The organism is Pseudomonas sp. VS40, from assembly GCF_018587885.1.
GTDB lineage: Bacteria > Pseudomonadota > Gammaproteobacteria > Pseudomonadales > Pseudomonadaceae > Aquipseudomonas > Aquipseudomonas pergaminensis.
Genome location: NZ_JAGYWD010000008.1, coordinates 37972 through 55430, shown reverse-complemented (window position 1 = coordinate 55430; position 17459 = coordinate 37972). Strand labels below are relative to the sequence as shown.

The 17459-nt window shown below is 62.2% G+C and carries 11 protein-coding genes; 9 read left to right on the top strand and 2 right to left on the bottom strand.

From position 1 onward, the window contains the following. The first annotated feature begins 220 nt into the window (after positions 1-220). Positions 221-5053 (top strand): NEL-type E3 ubiquitin ligase domain-containing protein, encoded by a 4833-nt coding sequence (locus KHP07_RS22560; RefSeq protein ID WP_214498059.1) that lies wholly within the window; start codon positions 221-223, stop codon positions 5051-5053. On the opposite strand, the gene mnmC is transcribed toward KHP07_RS22560, so the two are convergent. Beyond that, positions 5050-7038, bottom strand: coding sequence for a bifunctional tRNA (5-methylaminomethyl-2-thiouridine)(34)-methyltransferase MnmC2/FAD-dependent 5-carboxymethylaminomethyl-2-thiouridine(34) oxidoreductase MnmC1 (mnmC, locus tag KHP07_RS22555; protein ID WP_214498058.1), 1989 nt, complete (start codon positions 7036-7038; stop codon positions 5050-5052). The two genes, KHP07_RS22560 and mnmC, sit on opposite strands and share 4 nt — an antisense overlap. Positions 7039-7179: 141 nt before the next feature. Between mnmC and pap the strand changes: the two genes are divergently transcribed. The 3 genes from pap to KHP07_RS22540 all read left to right on the top strand — a co-directional run bounded on the left by pap (position 7180) and on the right by KHP07_RS22540 (position 11432). Next, the gene (gene pap / locus KHP07_RS22550) at positions 7180-8694 is read left to right on the top strand and encodes a polyphosphate:AMP phosphotransferase (RefSeq protein WP_078049535.1); all 1515 of its coding nucleotides are present in this window, start codon (positions 7180-7182) and stop codon (positions 8692-8694) included. 108 nt (positions 8695-8802) lie between these two features. Next, positions 8803-9987: a thiolase family protein gene (locus tag KHP07_RS22545; protein WP_078049534.1), complete on the top strand. Its 1185-nt coding sequence runs from the start codon at positions 8803-8805 to the stop codon at positions 9985-9987. 488 nt (positions 9988-10475) lie between these two features. Next, a complete protein-coding gene (locus KHP07_RS22540) occupies positions 10476-11432 on the top strand; it encodes a DMT family transporter (protein WP_078049533.1) in 957 nt (318 codons plus the stop codon). On the opposite strand, the gene KHP07_RS22535 is transcribed toward KHP07_RS22540, so the two are convergent. Beyond that, entirely contained in the window at positions 11429-12811 is a 1383-nt protein-coding gene (locus KHP07_RS22535) for a class II fumarate hydratase (RefSeq protein WP_100490098.1), read from the bottom strand. The genes KHP07_RS22540 and KHP07_RS22535 overlap by 4 nt on opposite strands. A gap of 193 nt (positions 12812-13004) precedes the next feature. On the opposite strand from KHP07_RS22535, the gene KHP07_RS22530 reads away from it, so the two are divergent. From KHP07_RS22530 to KHP07_RS22510, 5 genes are all read left to right on the top strand, one after another. Further along, on the top strand, positions 13005-13523 hold the full coding sequence (locus KHP07_RS22530) for a DUF2059 domain-containing protein (protein ID WP_003236690.1): 519 nt from the start codon (positions 13005-13007) through the stop codon (positions 13521-13523). Positions 13524-13529: 6 nt separating this feature from the next. Further along, on the top strand, positions 13530-13823 hold the full coding sequence (locus KHP07_RS22525; protein WP_069077894.1) for a BolA family protein: 294 nt from the start codon (positions 13530-13532) through the stop codon (positions 13821-13823). Positions 13824-14019: 196 nt separating this feature from the next. Next, a complete protein-coding gene (gene trhO, locus KHP07_RS22520; protein WP_078049531.1) occupies positions 14020-14961 on the top strand; it encodes an oxygen-dependent tRNA uridine(34) hydroxylase TrhO in 942 nt (313 codons plus the stop codon). A 36-nt stretch (positions 14962-14997) separates the two neighbouring features. After that, complete coding sequence (locus KHP07_RS22515; RefSeq protein WP_178076789.1) at positions 14998-15600, top strand: DsbA family protein; 603 nt, start codon at positions 14998-15000, stop codon at positions 15598-15600. Further along, positions 15593-17410, top strand: a complete 1818-nt coding sequence (locus tag KHP07_RS22510; RefSeq protein WP_099492293.1) for an ABC transporter ATP-binding protein — start codon at positions 15593-15595, stop codon at positions 17408-17410. The genes KHP07_RS22515 and KHP07_RS22510 overlap by 8 nt, the downstream gene beginning before the upstream one ends. Positions 17411-17459 lie beyond the last annotated feature (49 nt).

Here is a 17459-nt window from a genome sequence, read left to right as displayed (position 1 = left end):
GGAGTTTTAGAACAATACGTTATAAGGCACATGGCCTTAGCGCCTCATATGAGCCCCCAGACGCCGCGCGGGCTGGGCGCAAAGGGCGTTACATAACGCCAGGTTGCATACAAAAAAACGGCCGATCCGACGGCTGACCGTCTCGTTATTCGAATGCGTTTTCAACCGGCACGCCTTTAGGGTGGGTGATTCTTTTGCAGCGTGACAGGGATGCCCATCCATGACGGAAAAACGCGATTTGAGTGCGGTCACCGACTCAGTAACGGACGATGAACTGCTGGCAGTCCTGTTGGACGTGACCGGTGACCTGGATAAAGCCCAGGTACTGCGCCAGACCCTGCCTGCCTGGCTGGTTGAAGCCGAACCCGCAACCCTGGCAGCCCTGGAAAAAGCCCATGCCGACAGTGAACAGCCACGTCGTCAGCTCGAACAGCTATTGGAACGCGTGCAGCCGTTGAACCAGTTCTGCACGGAGCGCTTGCATACGTTCCTGCTGAGCAAGGGTGTGGAGAATATTGATGTCGAACATGACCAACTGGAGGTACCCAAGCGCACGATTTCAGCCCCCGCGCCGCCACTGAGCGGTCCTTTGATTGAAGCGATTCGATGGGAAAAGCACAGCCTGATCAAGGCAGCCATGCAGAATTTCGATGCGGCCCAGGCGCGCGATGATAAAAGGCCGCCGTTGGCACGGGTACGCTCCGGCAAGACGCAGCAGGTGCTCGCGGGTATCACCGGGCAGCAATTCATGAGCCATTGTCGGGAGTTGGACCTGGGTGAAGCCTACCAGCGCCACCTGCGTGAGGTGTTCAACTTGCCCCATCCGTCCGAAGCGCCGCCGCCGATGGGCTTGAGTTACAACCCGGCGGCCGTGACGATAGGTCAGTCCAAGTGCCTGGACATGCAGATCGACCTGCACATCGCCTGCGCCAAGGAGCACGTCAGCGCCGCAATGGCCGAGCGGCTGCTCAGATTGATCAAGGCTGACCGCCCCGCCAGTGAACTGGAATACCTCACACCCTTGGAAAAGCCATTGCGCTGGCAAGGCCTGAACCTGCATGACGCTTGCCTGTGGAGCGTATTGGTGGTCTCCGATGATGACCCCGGCAAGTTGGGGGCCGGGTCTTTCCTGGTGTATATGCCCAACGAGCCGGTCAGGCCGTGGTACGAGTACGAGCGGCTTGAGGACTTCAAGCTGTACTTGCGCTTGAAGTTGCAAGTGGCGTCCTACCGCAGCTTTTTCGCAGGCTACCTGGATGAGTTCGTGCGGCTGGATTTTTTTAAGCGTTTCGAGCAGGACAAAAGCCTGGGCTCGCTGGAGCCCTTGCCGGTCAACAGCGGGTTTTCAGGGTTTTATTTCAATGCCTATGTGGGCAAGGTCCAGCGTGATGCCCTGGCCTTGGCACCCCCTACGGTGCTGGTCGATAAGGACGCCGATGAGGCCCGCTGGCTGGGTTATCTGGAGACCGGGCTGGATGTACTTAATGTGGCTGCTTTAGTCGTGCCGGTACTCGGCCAGTTGATGATGGGCGTGGCCGTCGGGCAACTGTTGGGCGAGGTGTTCGATGGCGTCGAAGACTGGTCCCATGGTGACAAGGTCGAGGCCCTGCATCACCTGGCCAATATTGGCGAGAGCCTGGCCGCCATGGCCGCGTTTGCAGTGGGTGGGCGGGTAGTGGGCACCTTGAAGGCCCGGGTGTCGTCGGCGGATTTTTTCAGCAATGTCGAGGCCGTCACGCGCACCGACCACCGCCCGGGCCTGTGGCGACCGCGCCTGGCGCCCTACAGCCAGGCGCTTCCCGAAGCACTGCCTTGGGTCGCCGACAGCAAAGGTGTGGTCCAGTCGAAAGGGCAGTCCTGGGTCAAGCTCGATGGTGCAACCTATGCGATCAGCTACGACCCGGGCATTGGCAAATGGCGGATCAACCATCCGTTGCGTCCACATGCCTACCGCCCGCCGTTGAACCATAACTATCGCGGTGGCTGGCAGCATGTCTTTGAGCAGCCTGAGCAGTGGAATGACCTGCGCTACAACTTGACCCGCCTCGACCCCAGCCTCGATGAGTGGAGCCCGGAGGCCACCGAGGCGATGGCCCATGTCACCGACTTGAACATCCCTCGGGTGCGTCGCCTGGCCCTCGAACACGAACCTTTGCCACAGCGCTTCCAGGACTGCGTGATGCGCTTCAAACAGCATCAAAAAGTGGCTGACCTGATGGGCCAACTGAAGCGCGGCGAGGTGCCGTCCGCCGATACGTCGCTCACACAGATGCTGGCGATTCCATTGATCCCAGGCTGGCCGAGGGGAAGGTTTATCGAGCTGCTGGATGAGCAGGACCAGCTGCTGGAACGCTACCCCGATGTCCGCCCCTTCGATTATAACGATTTAAGCGTTCACCTCACCCAGCGCCAGCTCAAGGACGGGCAGGTGATGCAGACGGTGTTGCAGGCGCTCAGCGAGGATGAGCGCAGCGCCCTGTTGGGCGAAAAGGCTCCGTTGGACGAGGCGCCTGCGCTGCTGAGACGCCGCTTGCTGGTAACACTCAAGACTCAGCAACAAGTGCTGACGCAACAGCTGTACCAGGCACATGAAGGGTATACGCAGGGCGAACTGCTGCTGCTCAAAAAAGCCTTCCCGCAGCTCTCTAACCGTCGGGTCTGGGAGGTGCTGACCGACGCGCCCTATGCCCAGCGCCTGTACCTGCACAAACAGGGCCGTGTTCCGCTGGCGCTTGCCGAACGTGCGCGCGAGGCGGCGGCCCTGACGCAAGAGGATCAGGCGGTGACCGGTTTGTACTTGCCCGAGCAGGCGCAGGCCATGACCCGACGCCTCGCCCTGAGGGTGATGCAGGATTTGCCAGGCTGGCCCCGCGAGCTGTTTCTGCAACTTCGCCAGCAGGCAGTGGACGGCGAGGTCGTGGCCGAGGTCGGGGAGCCGACGGCCAGTGTGCGGCACACGCTGGTGCAGACTGCCGAGGGTTTCCAGGCGTTTGATCAGGCGAACAGACCCTTGGCCGAACGGGCGGACGGGGCACTGGGTTTTTATCAGGCGCTGGTGGATTCAGTGCCGAATCGCCACCGTGCAGCCCTGAACCTGCAAGGCAATGGCGTACCCCAGCGACTGCTCACGCGTATCCGCTTGCAGACCCAGGATCGACGGGCGCGCGTGGCAGCCTACCTGCAAGCCGAATGGGTGCCCGCCGAGCCTGAACCTGTCCCGTGCATACAGGGCGCGCCCCCGGCATTGCCGTCCTTGGTGCCCAATTTGTTGCGCAAGATGAGAAAACTCTACCCGTTGACGGATGACACGCAATTGGCGGGCATTGTCCAGTCCGCCGGCGCGGATCACCTGAGCCGTGCGAAGGCGGTGGAGGCCCTGGAACGGCAATTCGTAGCGCTGCACAATGCCTTGGAAATCTGGCGCAGCGACCGCTCCGCACATGATCCCAGCGTCATATCGCGCTGGGATTACCGATTGAGCCGCTATCAGGTCGCCAAGGCCATAGAGCATGGCTGGAAAGGCATGACCCAGCGGTTCGACCACCAACGCCGCAGCGTGCCGGCGCTGTCACTGGACAGCATGCTGCATGATCCCTTGCCGACGTTGCCGGCGCAGGTCAGCTTCGAGCAAGTGCGGCTGCTGTCCCTGGGCCAAATGGCGCTGACCGATACTGCGGCCTATTTTCTCAAGCATTTCAAAAACCTGATGTCCCTCAACCTGGCGGATAATCGTGTCAGCCGCATCCCGCAGGCGCTGGCGCTGATGCCGGAGTTGGAATACCTGTGCCTGGCCAATAATGCCGTGTTGCTCGATGAGTATTCGCGCAACACGCTGGCGGGGCTGCGCAGCCTGCGGGTGTTGAACCTGAGCAACAACCCGTTGGTGGACCCACCGGATGTCAGCAGGATGTTCATGCTGCGCGAATTGATGTTGCGCAATTGCCGACTCAAGGAATTCCCCAAAGGCGTGTCGCGCCTGCCGTACCTGGAGAATCTCGACCTGCGCGGGAACGATATCAGTGTATTGCCCGAGTGGTTGTTCCAGGCACCGCGCAGTTATGCGCGGATCGTCAACCTGCGGCATAACCCGTTGGATGCGCGCAGCCAACAATTGCTCCGTGAATACCGCAACGTGCATGGCGTGGGCATGGGGTACCTGGAGGATGATCTTGCCCGCTTGACTGAGCAGAAGGCGCGTGACCTGTGGCTGGCCGATGAGCGTGTGGCAGGGTTTAGCGAGAAACACCGGATCTGGACCGGGCTCAAGGATGAGCCGGGCGGTGACGGCTTGTTCACGCTGTTGGCCGAGCTGGGCGGCACGGCCGACACCGAGCACGTGCGTGAGGACATGGACCGGCGAGTCTGGCGGGTACTCGATGCTGCCAGCCAGGACACCCAGCTGCGCGAAGAAATTTTCGAGCGTGCCGCCACGCCGCTCAACTGCGACGACGCTGCGGCCGTCAGTTTCAGCAACCTGGAAGTATTGGTCGAAGTACGCGCAGCAGCCCGTCTGGTCGCCAGTGGACAACTGACGGCCGAACCCTTGTTGAAGCTGGCCAGAGGGCTGTTCCGTATCGATCAGTTGGAGCGCCTGGCATACAACCATTGCCTGGAACATCCCGCCGCTGACCCGCTGGAGGTCAGCCTGGCGTATCGGACCGGCCTGGTGGACCGCTTTCACCTGCCCGGGCAGCCCACCCATATGCGCTTTTCGCGCTTGGGCGGGGTGACTGCGAAAGACCTCGATGACGCAGAGGATGTGGTCAAGTCCGCCGAGCTGTCGCCGCGCTTGTTGCGGTATCTGGTGGATTTGCCGTTTTGGACCCAGTACCTCAAGCACACTCACGCAGCGCGGTTCGAGGCGCTGAACGAGCCATTGGACCTACGCCTGGAGGCAGTCTTCGACCAAAGCCTGACGCTGGACGACGCCAGCTATCGCGAGCAGATGAACACGATACTCCAGGAACAGGTGAAGGCCGAACGGGATGAGCTTGAGCGCTTGACCCAGGAAGCCTTGAAACACGGCGACCTGGGCGGGTGTGTCATGCCCTAGGGCTTTGCGGCGTTGCTGCGGATCAGCCCGCGCACGGCAAACCGATTGGGGTGGCAAGCCTCGGCCACGCTGCGCGGTACCGGCAAGGGTTCATGGTCGAGCCACGCGGCCAGCAGCTCGGCGCACAGCGGTGCGGTGATCAGCCCTCTCGAGCCGTGGCCGCTGTTGATATACAGGCCGTCCAGCCAGGGGCAGTCGATGTTTGGCACGCTGCGGGCATCCTTGCGCAGCGACGCGTAGGCCTCGGTGAACGCCGGGCTGTCAGCCAGTGGCCCGACAATCGGCAGGTAGTCCGGGCTGGTGCAGCGGAACGCCGCGCGGCCTTGCAGGGTGGCAGGGTCCAGGGTGTCGGCGTGCAGGCGTCGAGCCAAGTCCGTGGAGATTTCGTTGAGCAGGCCCAGGTTGTCGGCGTGTTCGGCGGCCGTGGGGGTGAGGTCTTCGTTGGTGAAGTCAAAGCTGGCGCCCAGGGTGTGCTCGCCCAGGCGCGGCGGGGCCACATAACCTTCGGCGCACACCACGGTGGCGAGGGCTTGGCTCTCGGTCGTGCGTGGCAAACGGGTGATCTGCCCGCGAATGCGCTTGAGGGGCAACTCGGCACTGGCGGCGAAGCGCTTGACCTCGGCCGCACCGGCCAGCACCACCACGGCGGCGCTGGCCAGCAGCTGCTCGCCATCCCAGGCCTGCCACTGGCCGTCGACTCGGCGCAGATCGAGCACCTCATGGTGGGTGAGTACGCGGACGCCAGGCCGGTGCGCCTGCCATTCGCACAGGGCCGGTGGATGCACCCAGCCGCCCTCTGGGAAAAACAGCCCGCCGTGCTCCAGCGCAATGCCGGCGCGGGCCTGGGCCTGTTCGCGGTCGAGCAGGTGCAGCAAGTCCGGGGCGAAAGCGTCGGCCAGTTGTGCCTGGCGTTGCGCTTCCTTGGCGTCGAAGGCCAGTTGCAGCACGCCGCAACCGTCCCAGTCCACGCCGCGATGCAGGTGTTCGAGCACGCGGCGGGTGTAGCCGAACCCGGCGACGATCAGTTGCGACAACGCCGTGCCATGGGCCGATAGCTTGAGGTACAGCACCCCCTGCGGGTTACCGGAAGCCTCTTGGGCGAGGGCCGCATGGCGTTCCAGCAGGCTCACCTGCCAACCCCGCGCCGCCAGGCTGGCCGCCGTGGCGCAACCGGCCAGGCCGCCGCCGATCACCAATGCCTGGCGCTCACCCTGGGGGGCAGGGGGGCGGGCGAACCACGGCTTGGGTTGTGCAGGCGTTGGTGTATCGGAAGGCCAACCGAGAAACTCACCGCGCAGGATCTCCCACTTATGGCCAATCCCCGGCGTGCGCTTCATCTTGAACCCGGCGGCGTTGATCAGCCGACGCACCCAGCCGGTGCTGGTGAAGGTACTGATGGTACAACCCGGTGCTGACAGCCTGGCCAACTCGGCGAACAGTTCAGCGGTCCACATCTCGGGGTTTTTCGCCGGGGCGAAGCCGTCCAGGAACCAGGCGTCGAACTGTGCATCCAGTTGCGGCAATTGCTCCAGGACGTCACCGATCAGCAGGGTCAACGTCACGCGGCCGTTATCCAGCACCAGGCGCTGGAAGCCTTGATGAATGGCGACGTACTGGGCCAGCAGAGGCGCGGCGAAGGGCGCGAGCTCGGGCCAGAGGTTGAGGGCGCGTTGCAGGTCGGCGTGGCTCAGTGGGTACTTTTCCACGCTGACGAAATGCAAGCGTGCGCCTGCCACGGCGTGTTGCTCGAACAGTTGCCAGGCACACAGAAAATTCAAGCCGGTGCCGAACCCGGTCTCGCCGATCACCAACCGCCCGCCCACCGGCAGCGCAGCAAAACGCGCTTGCAGACGGTTCTGTTCAAGGAACACATAACGGGTTTCTTCAAGGCCCGACTGGTCGGAGAAGTACACGTCGTCGAACACCCGCGAGTGCGGGCGACCTTGGTCATCCCAGTCGAGTTGGGCGTGGGTGATGGGGTTCATGGGCGGCTCGGCTAATACAAGGCCGCCATTCTAGCCGATCAACAGGCTTTGAATTGACCCATGGCAAGCGCGGGTGGAATTTCCTCCCGCATGGCGTTGCCCAATCCGCTAGTCTTGATCCATCTTGAAACGGAGCTGCCCATGTTCGAATCCGCCGAAATCGGTCACGCCATCGACAAAGACACCTTTGAGGCCGAGGTGCCCGCCCTGCGCGAAGCCTTGCTGGAAGTGCAATACGAACTACAGCAGCAAAAGCGCTTCCCGGTGATCATCCTGATCAACGGCATTGAGGGCGCCGGCAAGGGCGAGACCGTCAAGCTGTTGAATGAATGGATGGACCCGCGCCTGATTGAAGTGCGCACCTTCGACCAGCAGACCGACGAAGAGCTGGCACGGCCACCGGCCTGGCGCTACTGGCGGCAACTGCCGGCCAAAGGGCGCATGGGCATCTTTTTCGGCAACTGGTACAGCCAGATGCTGCAAGGCCGCGTGCACGGGCAAATCAAGGACGCACGGCTCGACCAGGCCATTGCCGGCGCCGAACGCCTGGAAAAAATGCTCTGCGACGAAGGCGCGCTGATCTTCAAATTCTGGTTCCACCTGTCCAAGAAACAGATGAAGGCGCGGCTCAAGGCCCTGGCCGATGACCCGCTGCACAGCTGGCGCATCAGCCCGCTGGACTGGCAGCAGTCCGAGACCTACGACAAGTTCGTGCATTTCGGCGAGCGCGTGCTGCGCCGTACCAGCCGCGACTATGCGCCGTGGCATGTGATCGAAGGCGTCGACAGCAACTACCGCAGCCTGACCGTGGGCAAGATCCTGCTCGAAGGCTTGCAGAACGCCTTGAAGTTGCCCAAAGGTAAGGCCAGTGGCATGAACCCGGCGCCGCTGCCCACCGCCGTCGACCAGATGAGCCTGCTTAGTAGCCTCGACATGACGCTGCGCCTGGACAAGGACGATTACGAGGAACAACTGATCACCGAACAGGCGCGGTTCTCCGGCCTGATGCGTGACAAACGCATGCGCAAGCACGCCCTGGTCACTGTGTTTGAAGGTAATGACGCGGCGGGCAAGGGCGGGGCTATCCGGCGCGTGGCGGCGGCGCTTGACCCGCGTCAGTACCATATCGTGCCGATTGCCGCGCCCACCGAGGACGAGCGCGCCCAGCCGTACTTGTGGCGGTTCTGGCAGAAAATCCCGGCGCGGGGCAAGTTCACCGTGTTTGATCGCTCCTGGTATGGCCGCGTGCTGGTGGAGCGTATCGAGGGTTTCTGCACCACGGCGGACTGGATGCGCGCCTATGGCGAGATCAATGACTTTGAAGAGCAACTGCGCGACGCGGGGGTGATTGTGGTCAAGTTCTGGCTGGCCATCGACAAGCAGACCCAGTTGGAACGCTTCCAGGCCCGCGAAGAGATTCCGTTCAAGCGCTTCAAGATCACTGAAGACGACTGGCGCAACCGCGACAAATGGGACGACTACCGTGCGGCCGTGGGCGACATGGTCGACCGCACCAGCACCGAAGTCGCGCCCTGGACGTTGGTGGAAGCCAATGACAAGCGCTGGGCACGGGTGAAGGTGTTGCGCACCATCAACCTGGCGTTGGAAGAGGCGTTCGCCAAGACCGACAAGCACGATAAGAAACGCAAGAAGTAGGTTCGACGCCATGCTTTTGCATAGGCGGGGTGAATGATCGTCGCGGTTGCGCTGAGCTGGATCTATCCTCGATCCATCTCTCCAACAATGACAAGATCGAGGTAGCCCATGCGTGAAGTAGTGATCGTCGACAGCGTGCGAACCGGCCTGGCCAAATCCTTTCGCGGCAAGTTCAACCAGACCCGTCCGGATGACATGGCCGCCCATTGCGTCAATGCGCTGCTCGCGCGCAATGGCATCGACCCGGCCACGGTGGAAGATTGCATCGTCGGCGCCGGCTCCAACGAAGGCGCCCAGGGCTACAACATTGGGCGCAACGTGGCGGTGCTCTCGCAATTGGGCACGGGGACCGCGGGCATGACCCTCAACCGATTCTGCTCTTCGGGCTTGCAGGCGATTGCCATCGCTGCCAACCAGATTGCCTCGGGCTGCAGCGACATCATCGTCGCCGGCGGCGTCGAGTCCATCAGCCTGACCATGAAAAGCGTGAACACCGACAACCTGATCAACCCGCTGCTGAAGGAGCAGGTGCCGGGCATCTACTTCCCCATGGGCCAGACCGCCGAGATCGTCGCGCGTCGCTACAACGTCAGCCGCGAAGACCAGGACCTGTACGCCCTGCAAAGCCAGCAGCGCACCGCCCAGGCCCAGGCCGACGGCCTGTTCAACGATGAAATCGTGCCGATGACGGTCAAGTACAAGGTCGAGGACAAGAATACCGGTGAGGTGCAGGTGCTCGATGGTGTGGTCGACCGTGATGACTGCAATCGCCCGGACACCACCTTGGCCAGCCTGCAAGGCTTGAAGCCCGTATTTGCCGAAGACGGCTCGGTGACGGCGGGCAACTCGTCGCAGCTTTCCGACGGCGCTTCGATGACCCTGGTGATGAGCCTGGAAAAAGCCCTGGCGCTGGGGCTCAAGCCCAAGGCGTTTTTCCGCGGCTTCACCGTCGCCGGCTGCGAACCGGACGAGATGGGCATCGGCCCGGTGTTCTCGGTGCCCAAGCTACTCAAGGCCAAGGGCTTGCAGGTGGCGGATATCGACCTGTGGGAACTCAACGAAGCATTTGCGTCCCAGTGCCTGTATGCGCGTAACCGCCTGGAAATCGACAATGCCAAGTACAACGTCAATGGGGGCTCGATTTCTATCGGCCACCCCTTCGGCATGACCGGTTCGCGGCAGGTGGGGCACCTGGTGCGTGAGTTGCAGCGGCGTAACCTGCGCTATGGCATCGTCACCATGTGCGTGGGCGGCGGCATGGGCGCCAGCGGGCTTTTCGAAGCTGTGCGCTGAAGCTTAAAGCGGCTCTTGTAGACGCTGGCTTGCCAGCGATGGCGGTGGTGCGGTGTACATATCCGTTATTTGGGTAACGGCTGCTATGGGTTCCGCCCTTACGGCGGCTCACTTTTGAAAAGCCCAAAAGTAAGCAAAAGGCTCTTGCCCCAACACTCGGCACCTCGCCTAGGCTCGGTGTGCCCGTAATCCGACAGGTATTTGGGGGGGCCGCCGCCACGCGCCATCCATGGCGCGGGGCGGCTAAACCGGCATCCCTGCCGGTTTACCCCCCAAATCCCTGTCGAATTCCGGCCAGCGTGTTTGACGGGGCGCCTAGGATCAAAAGCGAGATCAAGATCAAGAGCGACTCGCTTCGCATCGTAGGTACGCTTTTTTGCACTCTGGAGCTGGTAAGCCAGCGGCTACATTTTGAACGGCGGCGTATCCCGGATCGTTCGCTTGCCCCTAGAATGCGGCTTCCACTTCCTCAGGCATTCGGGGCACTCATGCACATCTCTTCCGGCCGCTGGGTCTATGGTTTTCTCCTGACCCTGCTGACCGCGTTTTTGTGGGGCATTCTGCCGATCAAACTCAAGCAGGTCCTGCAGGTGATGGACCCGATCACCGTCACCTGGTTTCGACTGACCGTGGCCGGCGGTTGCCTGTTCGTCTACCTGGCGCTCACCAGGCGCTTGCCCAGCCGCAAGGTACTCGGCCCCAAGGGTGGCTGGCTGGTGGGGATGGCGGTGTGTGGTTTGGTGGGCAACTATGTGTTGTACCTGGTGGGCCTGAAAATGCTCAGCCCCGGCACCGCGCAGTTGGTGGTGCAGATGGGGCCGATCTTCTTGATGATCGCCAGTGTGTTCGTGTTCAAGGAGCGCTTCAGCCTGGGGCAGGGCGTGGGCCTGGTGGTATTGATCATCGGGTTTGGCCTGTTCTTCAACCAGCGCCTGGAAGAAATGCTCACCTCGCTCGGTGCCTACACCGCCGGCGTGCTGACCATCCTGCTCGCCACTACCATTTGGGTGTTCTACGCCCTGGGCCAGAAGCAATTGCTGACGGTGTGGAATTCGCTGCAAGTGATGATGGTGATCTACCTGTGCTGCGCCGCGCTGCTGACACCCTGGGCGCATCCCTTGGAGGCATTGGACCTGAGCCCGCTGCAAGGCTGGCTGTTGCTGGCGTGTTGCATGAATACGCTGGTGGCCTACGGCGCCTTTGCCGAAGCGCTCGCCCACTGGGAAGCCTCGCGGGTCAGTGCGACATTGGCGCTGACGCCTCTGGTGACGTTCGTGGCGGTGGCCTTGGCGGCGTGGCTGTGGCCGGAATACGTGCAGGCCGAAGAGATCAACGCCCTGGGGTATACCGGGGCGTTGGTGGTAGTGCTGGGCTCGGCGACCGTGGCGCTGGCGCCATCATTGCTCGCCGGGCTCAAGGCCCGGCGGTTGCGCATGGCGTCCTAGGCGCCGAGCATGTCTTCGGGGCGCACCCACTGGTCGAATTCCGCATCGGTGAGGTAGCCCAGGTCCAGCGCGGCCTCCCGTAGCGTCAGCCCTTCGGCATAGGCCTTCTTGGCGATCTCTGCGGACTTGTCGTAGCCGATGTGCGGGTTGAGCGCTGTGACCAGCATCAGCCCACGCTCCAGGTGTTCGGCCATCTGCACGGCATCCGGTTCGAGACCGGCCACGCAGTGCTCCTGGAAGTTGTTGCAGCCGTCGGCCAGCAGGCGGATGGACTCCAGCAGGTTATGGATGATCACTGGCTTGTACACATTCAACTGCAAGTGCCCCTGGCTGGCGGCAATGCCGATGGTCACGTCATTGCCCAGGACCTGACAGGCCAGCATCGACAGCGCTTCACATTGGGTAGGGTTGACCTTGCCCGGCATGATCGAGCTGCCCGGTTCGTTGGCCGGCAACTTCACCTCGGCCAGGCCGGTGCGCGGGCCCGAGCCCAGCAGGCGCAAGTCGTTGGCGATTTTCATCAAGGCCACGGCCAGGGTCTTCAGTGCGCCGTGCAGGGTCACCAGCGGCTCGTGGCCGGAGAGGGCGGCGAATTTGTTCGGCGCGGTGACGAACGGCAAGCCCGACAGTGCGGCCAGCTCGGAGGCAATCGCCTCGCCAAAACCGTGGGGCGCATTGAGCCCGGTGCCGACGGCGGTGCCGCCCTGGGCCAGTTCGCACACGGCGGGAAGGGCTGCGCGAACGGCGCGTTCAGCGTAATCAAGTTGGGCGATAAAAGCCGAGAGTTCCTGGCCAAAGGTGATCGGCGTGGCGTCCATCATGTGGGTGCGCCCGGTTTTCACCAGCTTCATATGCTTGGCAGCCTGCTCGGCGAGCCCGCCGGACAGGGTCGCGATCGCAGGGAGCAGTTGTTGATGCACCGCTTGTACGGCGGCGATGCTCATGGCCGTAGGAAAGCAGTCGTTGGAACTCTGGGAACGGTTGACGTGGTCGTTGGGGTGCACTGGGCTCTTGCCGCCGCGCTTGTTGCCCGCCAGTTCATTGGCGCGCCCGGCGATCACCTCGTTGGCGTTCATGTTGCTCTGGGTGCCGCTGCCGGTCTGCCAGACCACCAGGGGGAACTGGTCGTCGTGCTGGCCCGCCAGTACTTCGTCGGCGGCCTGTTCGATCAGGCGGGCGATATCGGCGGGCAGGTCGCCATTACGGTCGTTGACCCGTGCCGCCGCCTTCTTGACCAAGGCCAGGGCGTGCAATACCGCCAGGGGCATGCGCTGTTCGCCAATGGCGAAGTTCACCAGCGAACGTTGGGTCTGGGCGCCCCAGTAAGCGTCATCCGGGACGTGGACTTCTCCCAGGCTGTCGGTTTCGATACGGCTCATCGGGCACACTCCTTCAGGTTCGTTTGCGCAGTTTAGGCTGTGATGGGCCCTGGGGGTTCCCCTAAAAGACTTTTCATCGGATTGAGCGCCGCAAATCCAGGCGCGACAAGGGGTGGGGTTGAGCCATGGCGTTTTTTAGGCGCAGAATGGGCGCCCTTGGGGTCTTACCTCGCCTGCTAGAAAAGGAAACTCGATGACTCGTCTTCGTGCCATCTGTACCGCGGTTGCTCTGGTTTGCGCCAGCGGCCAAGTCTTTGCCGATACCGCCAGCCATAACGCCAGTGCCGAAGCCTTCCTTACCCTGGCCCATGCCGACAAGCTGGGTACCCCGGTGTACATGCAAGTGCAGCAAATGTTCGCCCAGCGTTTCGAGCAGACCAAGGCGCCTGCCGCCAAGCAGTCCGTACTGGACAGCTACCAGGCCAAGGCCAACGCCGCCCTGGACCAGGCCATTGGCTGGCCAAAGCTGAAGCCTGACATGGTCAAGCTCTACACCACCAACTTCAGCGAATCCGAGCTCAAGGACCTGGTTGCCTTCTACCAGTCGCCACTGGGCAAGAAAGTCCTGGAAAAAATGCCGCAGCTGACCCAGCAATCGGCCCAGATGACCCAGGCCAAGCTGGAAAGCGCCGTACCGGTAGTGAACAAGCTGTTGGAAGACATGACCAACGAGCTGACGCCAAAAGCCGCCGCACCGGCCAAGAAGAAGTAAGCAGGAATGACCATGCAACAGCGTATCGAAACGGCGCTTGCCGCCTTGGGCACAGACCACTTGAGCGTGCTGGATGAAAGCCATATGCACAGCCGTGGGTTGCAGACCCACTTCAAGGCCGTGCTGGTCAGCCCGCAGTTCGAGGGGCTCAACCGCGTTAAGCGCCACCAGAAGGTCTACGCCACCCTGGGTGACCTGATGAGCGAGTTTCATGCGCTGGCGCTGCATACCTACACGCCTGAGGAATGGGCGAAAATCGACGCAGCCCCGGCTTCGCCGACCTGCGCCGGAGGGCACTGACAGCAGCTGCAAGCTTCAAGTTTCAAGCTGCAAGATTGAAGCGCGCTTGCCTCTGCGTTTTTGTTAGAATCCCACGCGCCGCCTAGTCGGCGCGTTTTTTTTGCTTTCGCTTTTACTTGCAGCTTGCAGCTTAAAACTCGCAACTGCCCAAATCCGGTTCACCCCTTACGAGGGTAGCCACCTGGAGAGAACACCCATGACTCAACCGATTGTCGTGGCGGCACTGTATAAGTTCGTCACCCTCGAAGATTACGTCGCCCTGCGCGAGCCATTGCTGCAGGCGATGGTCGACAACGGCATCAAAGGCACCTTGCTGATTGCCGAAGAAGGCATCAACGGCACCGTTTCCGGCAGCCGTGAAGGCATTGATGGCCTGATGGCCTGGCTGAAGAACGACCCACGCATGGTCGACATCGACCACAAAGAATCCTACTGCGACGACCAGCCGTTCTACCGCACCAAGGTCAAGCTCAAGAAAGAGATCGTGACCCTGGGTGTCGAAGGCGTCGACCCGAACAAAAAGGTTGGCACCTATGTCGACCCGCAGGACTGGAACGCGCTGATCAGCGACCCGGAAGTGCTGTTGATCGACACCCGTAACGACTACGAAGTGTCCATCGGCACCTTCGAAGGTGCGATCGACCCGAAAACCACCAGTTTTCGCGAATTTCCCGACTACATCAAAGCCAACTTCGACCCGGCCAAGCACAAGAAAGTCGCCATGTTCTGCACCGGCGGCATTCGTTGCGAGAAAGCCTCGAGCTACATGCTCAGCGAAGGTTTCGACGAGGTCTACCACCTCAAGGGCGGCATCCTGAAGTACCTCGAAGAGGTGCCCCAGGAAGACACCAAGTGGCAGGGCGACTGCTTTGTTTTCGATAATCGCGTGACCGTGCGCCACGACCTGAGCGAAGGCGACTACGATCAATGTCATGCCTGCCGCACACCGGTGAGCGTCGAAGACCGCGCCTCCGAGCACTACGTGGCTGGCATCAGTTGCCCGCATTGCTGGGATAAGCTGCCGGAGAAGACCCGTCGCAGCGCGATTGACCGCCAGAAGCAGATCGAGCTGGCCAAGGCCCGCAACATGCCGCACCCGATTGGCTTCAACTATAAGCAAACTCCTTCCGAGGCCTGAGCCATGTCCGCGCGCCTGCTCTATGTAATGGACCCGATGTGTTCCTGGTGCTGGGGCTTTGCCCCGGTGGCCGAAGCGTTGGTGGAGCAGGCCCAGGCGGCCGGCGTGGAGTTGCACCTGGTGGTGGGCGGCTTGCGCACCGGCAGCGGCGCGGCGCTGGAGCCGACGACCCGGCGCTATATCCTGGAGCACTGGCAGGCGGTCACCGACGCCACCGGCCAGCCGTTCAAGCGTGAAGGTGCGTTGCCCGAGGGATTTGTCTACGACACTGAGCCTGCGTGCCGTGCCATCGTCACTGCCCGCAGCCTGGCGCCGGATTGTGCCTGGAAGCTGCTGGGGCTGATCCAGCGCGCGTTTTACGTCGAGGGTCGCGACGTGACCCTCGCCAGCGTGCTGGTGGAGCTGGCCGAGCAGGCGGGCATCCCGCGTATCGAGTTTGCCGGCGCCTTCGACCGCGCCGAGCAACACGCGGCCACCGCTGCCGATTTCACCTGGGTACAAGACTTGGGCATCGCCGGTTTCCCGACGTTGCTGGCCGAGCGTAATGGCCAATTGGCCTTGTTGACCAATGGGTATCAGCCGCTGTCCGAGCTGTCGCCGTTGTTGGGTCGATGGCTGGAGCGAGCAACCTGTGCATGATCAGCCCGACAAAGAACCCGGTAAACGCATCGACCGCCTGACCTGGGCGGAAATTCGCCGCCTGGCCCTGCGCCACAAGAAATCCCTGTGGATCGCCAATGGCGTTGCGGTACTGGCGACCCTGTGCAGCGTGCCCATCCCGCTGCTCTTGCCGTTGCTGGTGGACGAAGTGCTGCTGGGCCATGGCGATGCCGCCCTCAAGGTGATGAACCACGCGTTGCCCCTGGGCTGGCAGAAGGCAGCCGGCTATATTGGCTTGATGCTGCTGGTGACCTTGTGCCTGCGCTGCGGCGCCCTGGTGTTCAACGTAGTGCAGGCGCGGCTGTTTGCGCGGCTGGCCAAGGACATCGTGTATCGCATCCGCGTGCGGCTGATCGAACGGCTCAAGCGTATATCACTGGGCGAATATGAAAGCCTGGGCAGTGGCACTGTCACCACGCACCTGGTCACCGACCTGGATACCCTGGATAAATTCGTCGGCGAAACCCTCAGCCGTTTCCTCGTGGCCATGCTCACCCTGGTGGGCACCTCGGCCATTCTGGTCTGGATGCATTGGCAACTGGCGTTGCTGATCCTGCTGTTCAACCCACTGGTGATCTACGCCACGGTGCAGTTGGGCAAGCGCGTCAAACACCTGAAAAAACTGGAAAACGACAGCACCTCGCGTTTTACCCAGGCGCTGACCGAAACCCTGGACGCGATCCAGGAAGTGCGCGCCGGCAACCGCCAGGGCTTTTTCCTCGGGCGCCTGGGCCAGCGTGCCCAGGAGGTGCGCGACTACGCGATCCACTCGCAGTGGAAAACCGACGCCTCCAGCCGTGCCAGCGGGCTGCTGTTCCAGTTCGGCATCGACATCTTCCGCGCGGCGGCGATGCTGACGGTGTTGTTTTCCGACCTGTCCATCGGCCAGATGCTCGCCGTGTTCAGCTACCTGTGGTTCATGATTGGTCCGGTGGAGCAATTGCTCAACCTGCAATATGCCTACTACGCAGCGGGCGGGGCGCTGACGCGGATTAATGAGCTGCTGGCGCGCGCCGATGAGCCGCAATACGCCGGTGGCCAAGACCCCTTCACCGGGCGTGAGACCGTCGGCATCGAAGTGCGCGGCCTCAATTTCGGCTATGGCGAAGAGCTGGTGCTCGACCAGTTGAACCTGGCCATTGCGCCCGGTGAAAAGGTGGCGATTGTCGGCGCCAGCGGCGGGGGCAAAAGCACCCTGGTGCAACTGTTGCTCGGGCTCTACACGCCCCAGGCCGGCACGATCCGTTTTGGCGGTGCAACCCAGCAGGAAATCGGCCTGGAGACAATTCGCGAGCACGTCGCCGTGGTGCTGCAGCACCCGGCACTGTTCAACGACACCGTGCGTGCCAACCTGACCATGGGCCGTGAGCGCAGTGACCAGGCCTGCTGGCAGGCACTGGAAATCGCCCAGTTGGATGCTACTGTCAGGGCTTTGCCCATGGGCCTGGACAGTGTGGTCGGGCGTTCGGGCGTGCGGTTTTCCGGCGGGCAGCGTCAGCGCCTGGCGATTGCGCGCATGGTGTTGGCCGAACCGAAGGTGGTGATACTCGACGAAGCCACCTCCGCCCTGGACGCCGCCACCGAGTACAACCTGCACCAGGCGCTGGCGCGATTCCTCAGTGGGCGTACTACACTGATTATTGCCCACCGCCTGTCGGCGGTTAAGCAGGCCGATCGAGTATTAGTGTTCGACGGCGGTCACATTGCAGAGGACGGTGACCATCAGCAACTGATTGCTGACGGTGGGCTGTACGCCAAACTCTACGGACACTTACAACAAGTGCGTTGATTTAGCCTAGGCTGAGCTATCGGAAGCGGATTTTCGCGTGCGTATCCAG

Bases quoted from the DNA above. Each gene is read 5' to 3' on its own strand.
- KHP07_RS22560 (WP_214498059.1), top strand. From the start codon at position 221: ATGACGGAAAAACGCGATTTGAGTGCGGTCACCGACTCAGTAACGGAC.
- mnmC (WP_214498058.1), bottom strand. From the start codon at position 7,038: ATGAACCCCATCACCCACGCCCAACTCGACTGGGATGACCAAGGTCGC.
- pap (WP_078049535.1), top strand. From the start codon at position 7,180: ATGTTCGAATCCGCCGAAATCGGTCACGCCATCGACAAAGACACCTTT.
- KHP07_RS22545 (WP_078049534.1), top strand. From the start codon at position 8,803: ATGCGTGAAGTAGTGATCGTCGACAGCGTGCGAACCGGCCTGGCCAAA.
- KHP07_RS22540 (WP_078049533.1), top strand. From the start codon at position 10,476: ATGCACATCTCTTCCGGCCGCTGGGTCTATGGTTTTCTCCTGACCCTG.
- KHP07_RS22535 (WP_100490098.1), bottom strand. From the start codon at position 12,811: ATGAGCCGTATCGAAACCGACAGCCTGGGAGAAGTCCACGTCCCGGAT.
- KHP07_RS22530 (WP_003236690.1), top strand. From the start codon at position 13,005: ATGACTCGTCTTCGTGCCATCTGTACCGCGGTTGCTCTGGTTTGCGCC.
- KHP07_RS22525 (WP_069077894.1), top strand. From the start codon at position 13,530: ATGACCATGCAACAGCGTATCGAAACGGCGCTTGCCGCCTTGGGCACA.
- trhO (WP_078049531.1), top strand. From the start codon at position 14,020: ATGACTCAACCGATTGTCGTGGCGGCACTGTATAAGTTCGTCACCCTC.
- KHP07_RS22515 (WP_178076789.1), top strand. From the start codon at position 14,998: ATGTGTTCCTGGTGCTGGGGCTTTGCCCCGGTGGCCGAAGCGTTGGTG.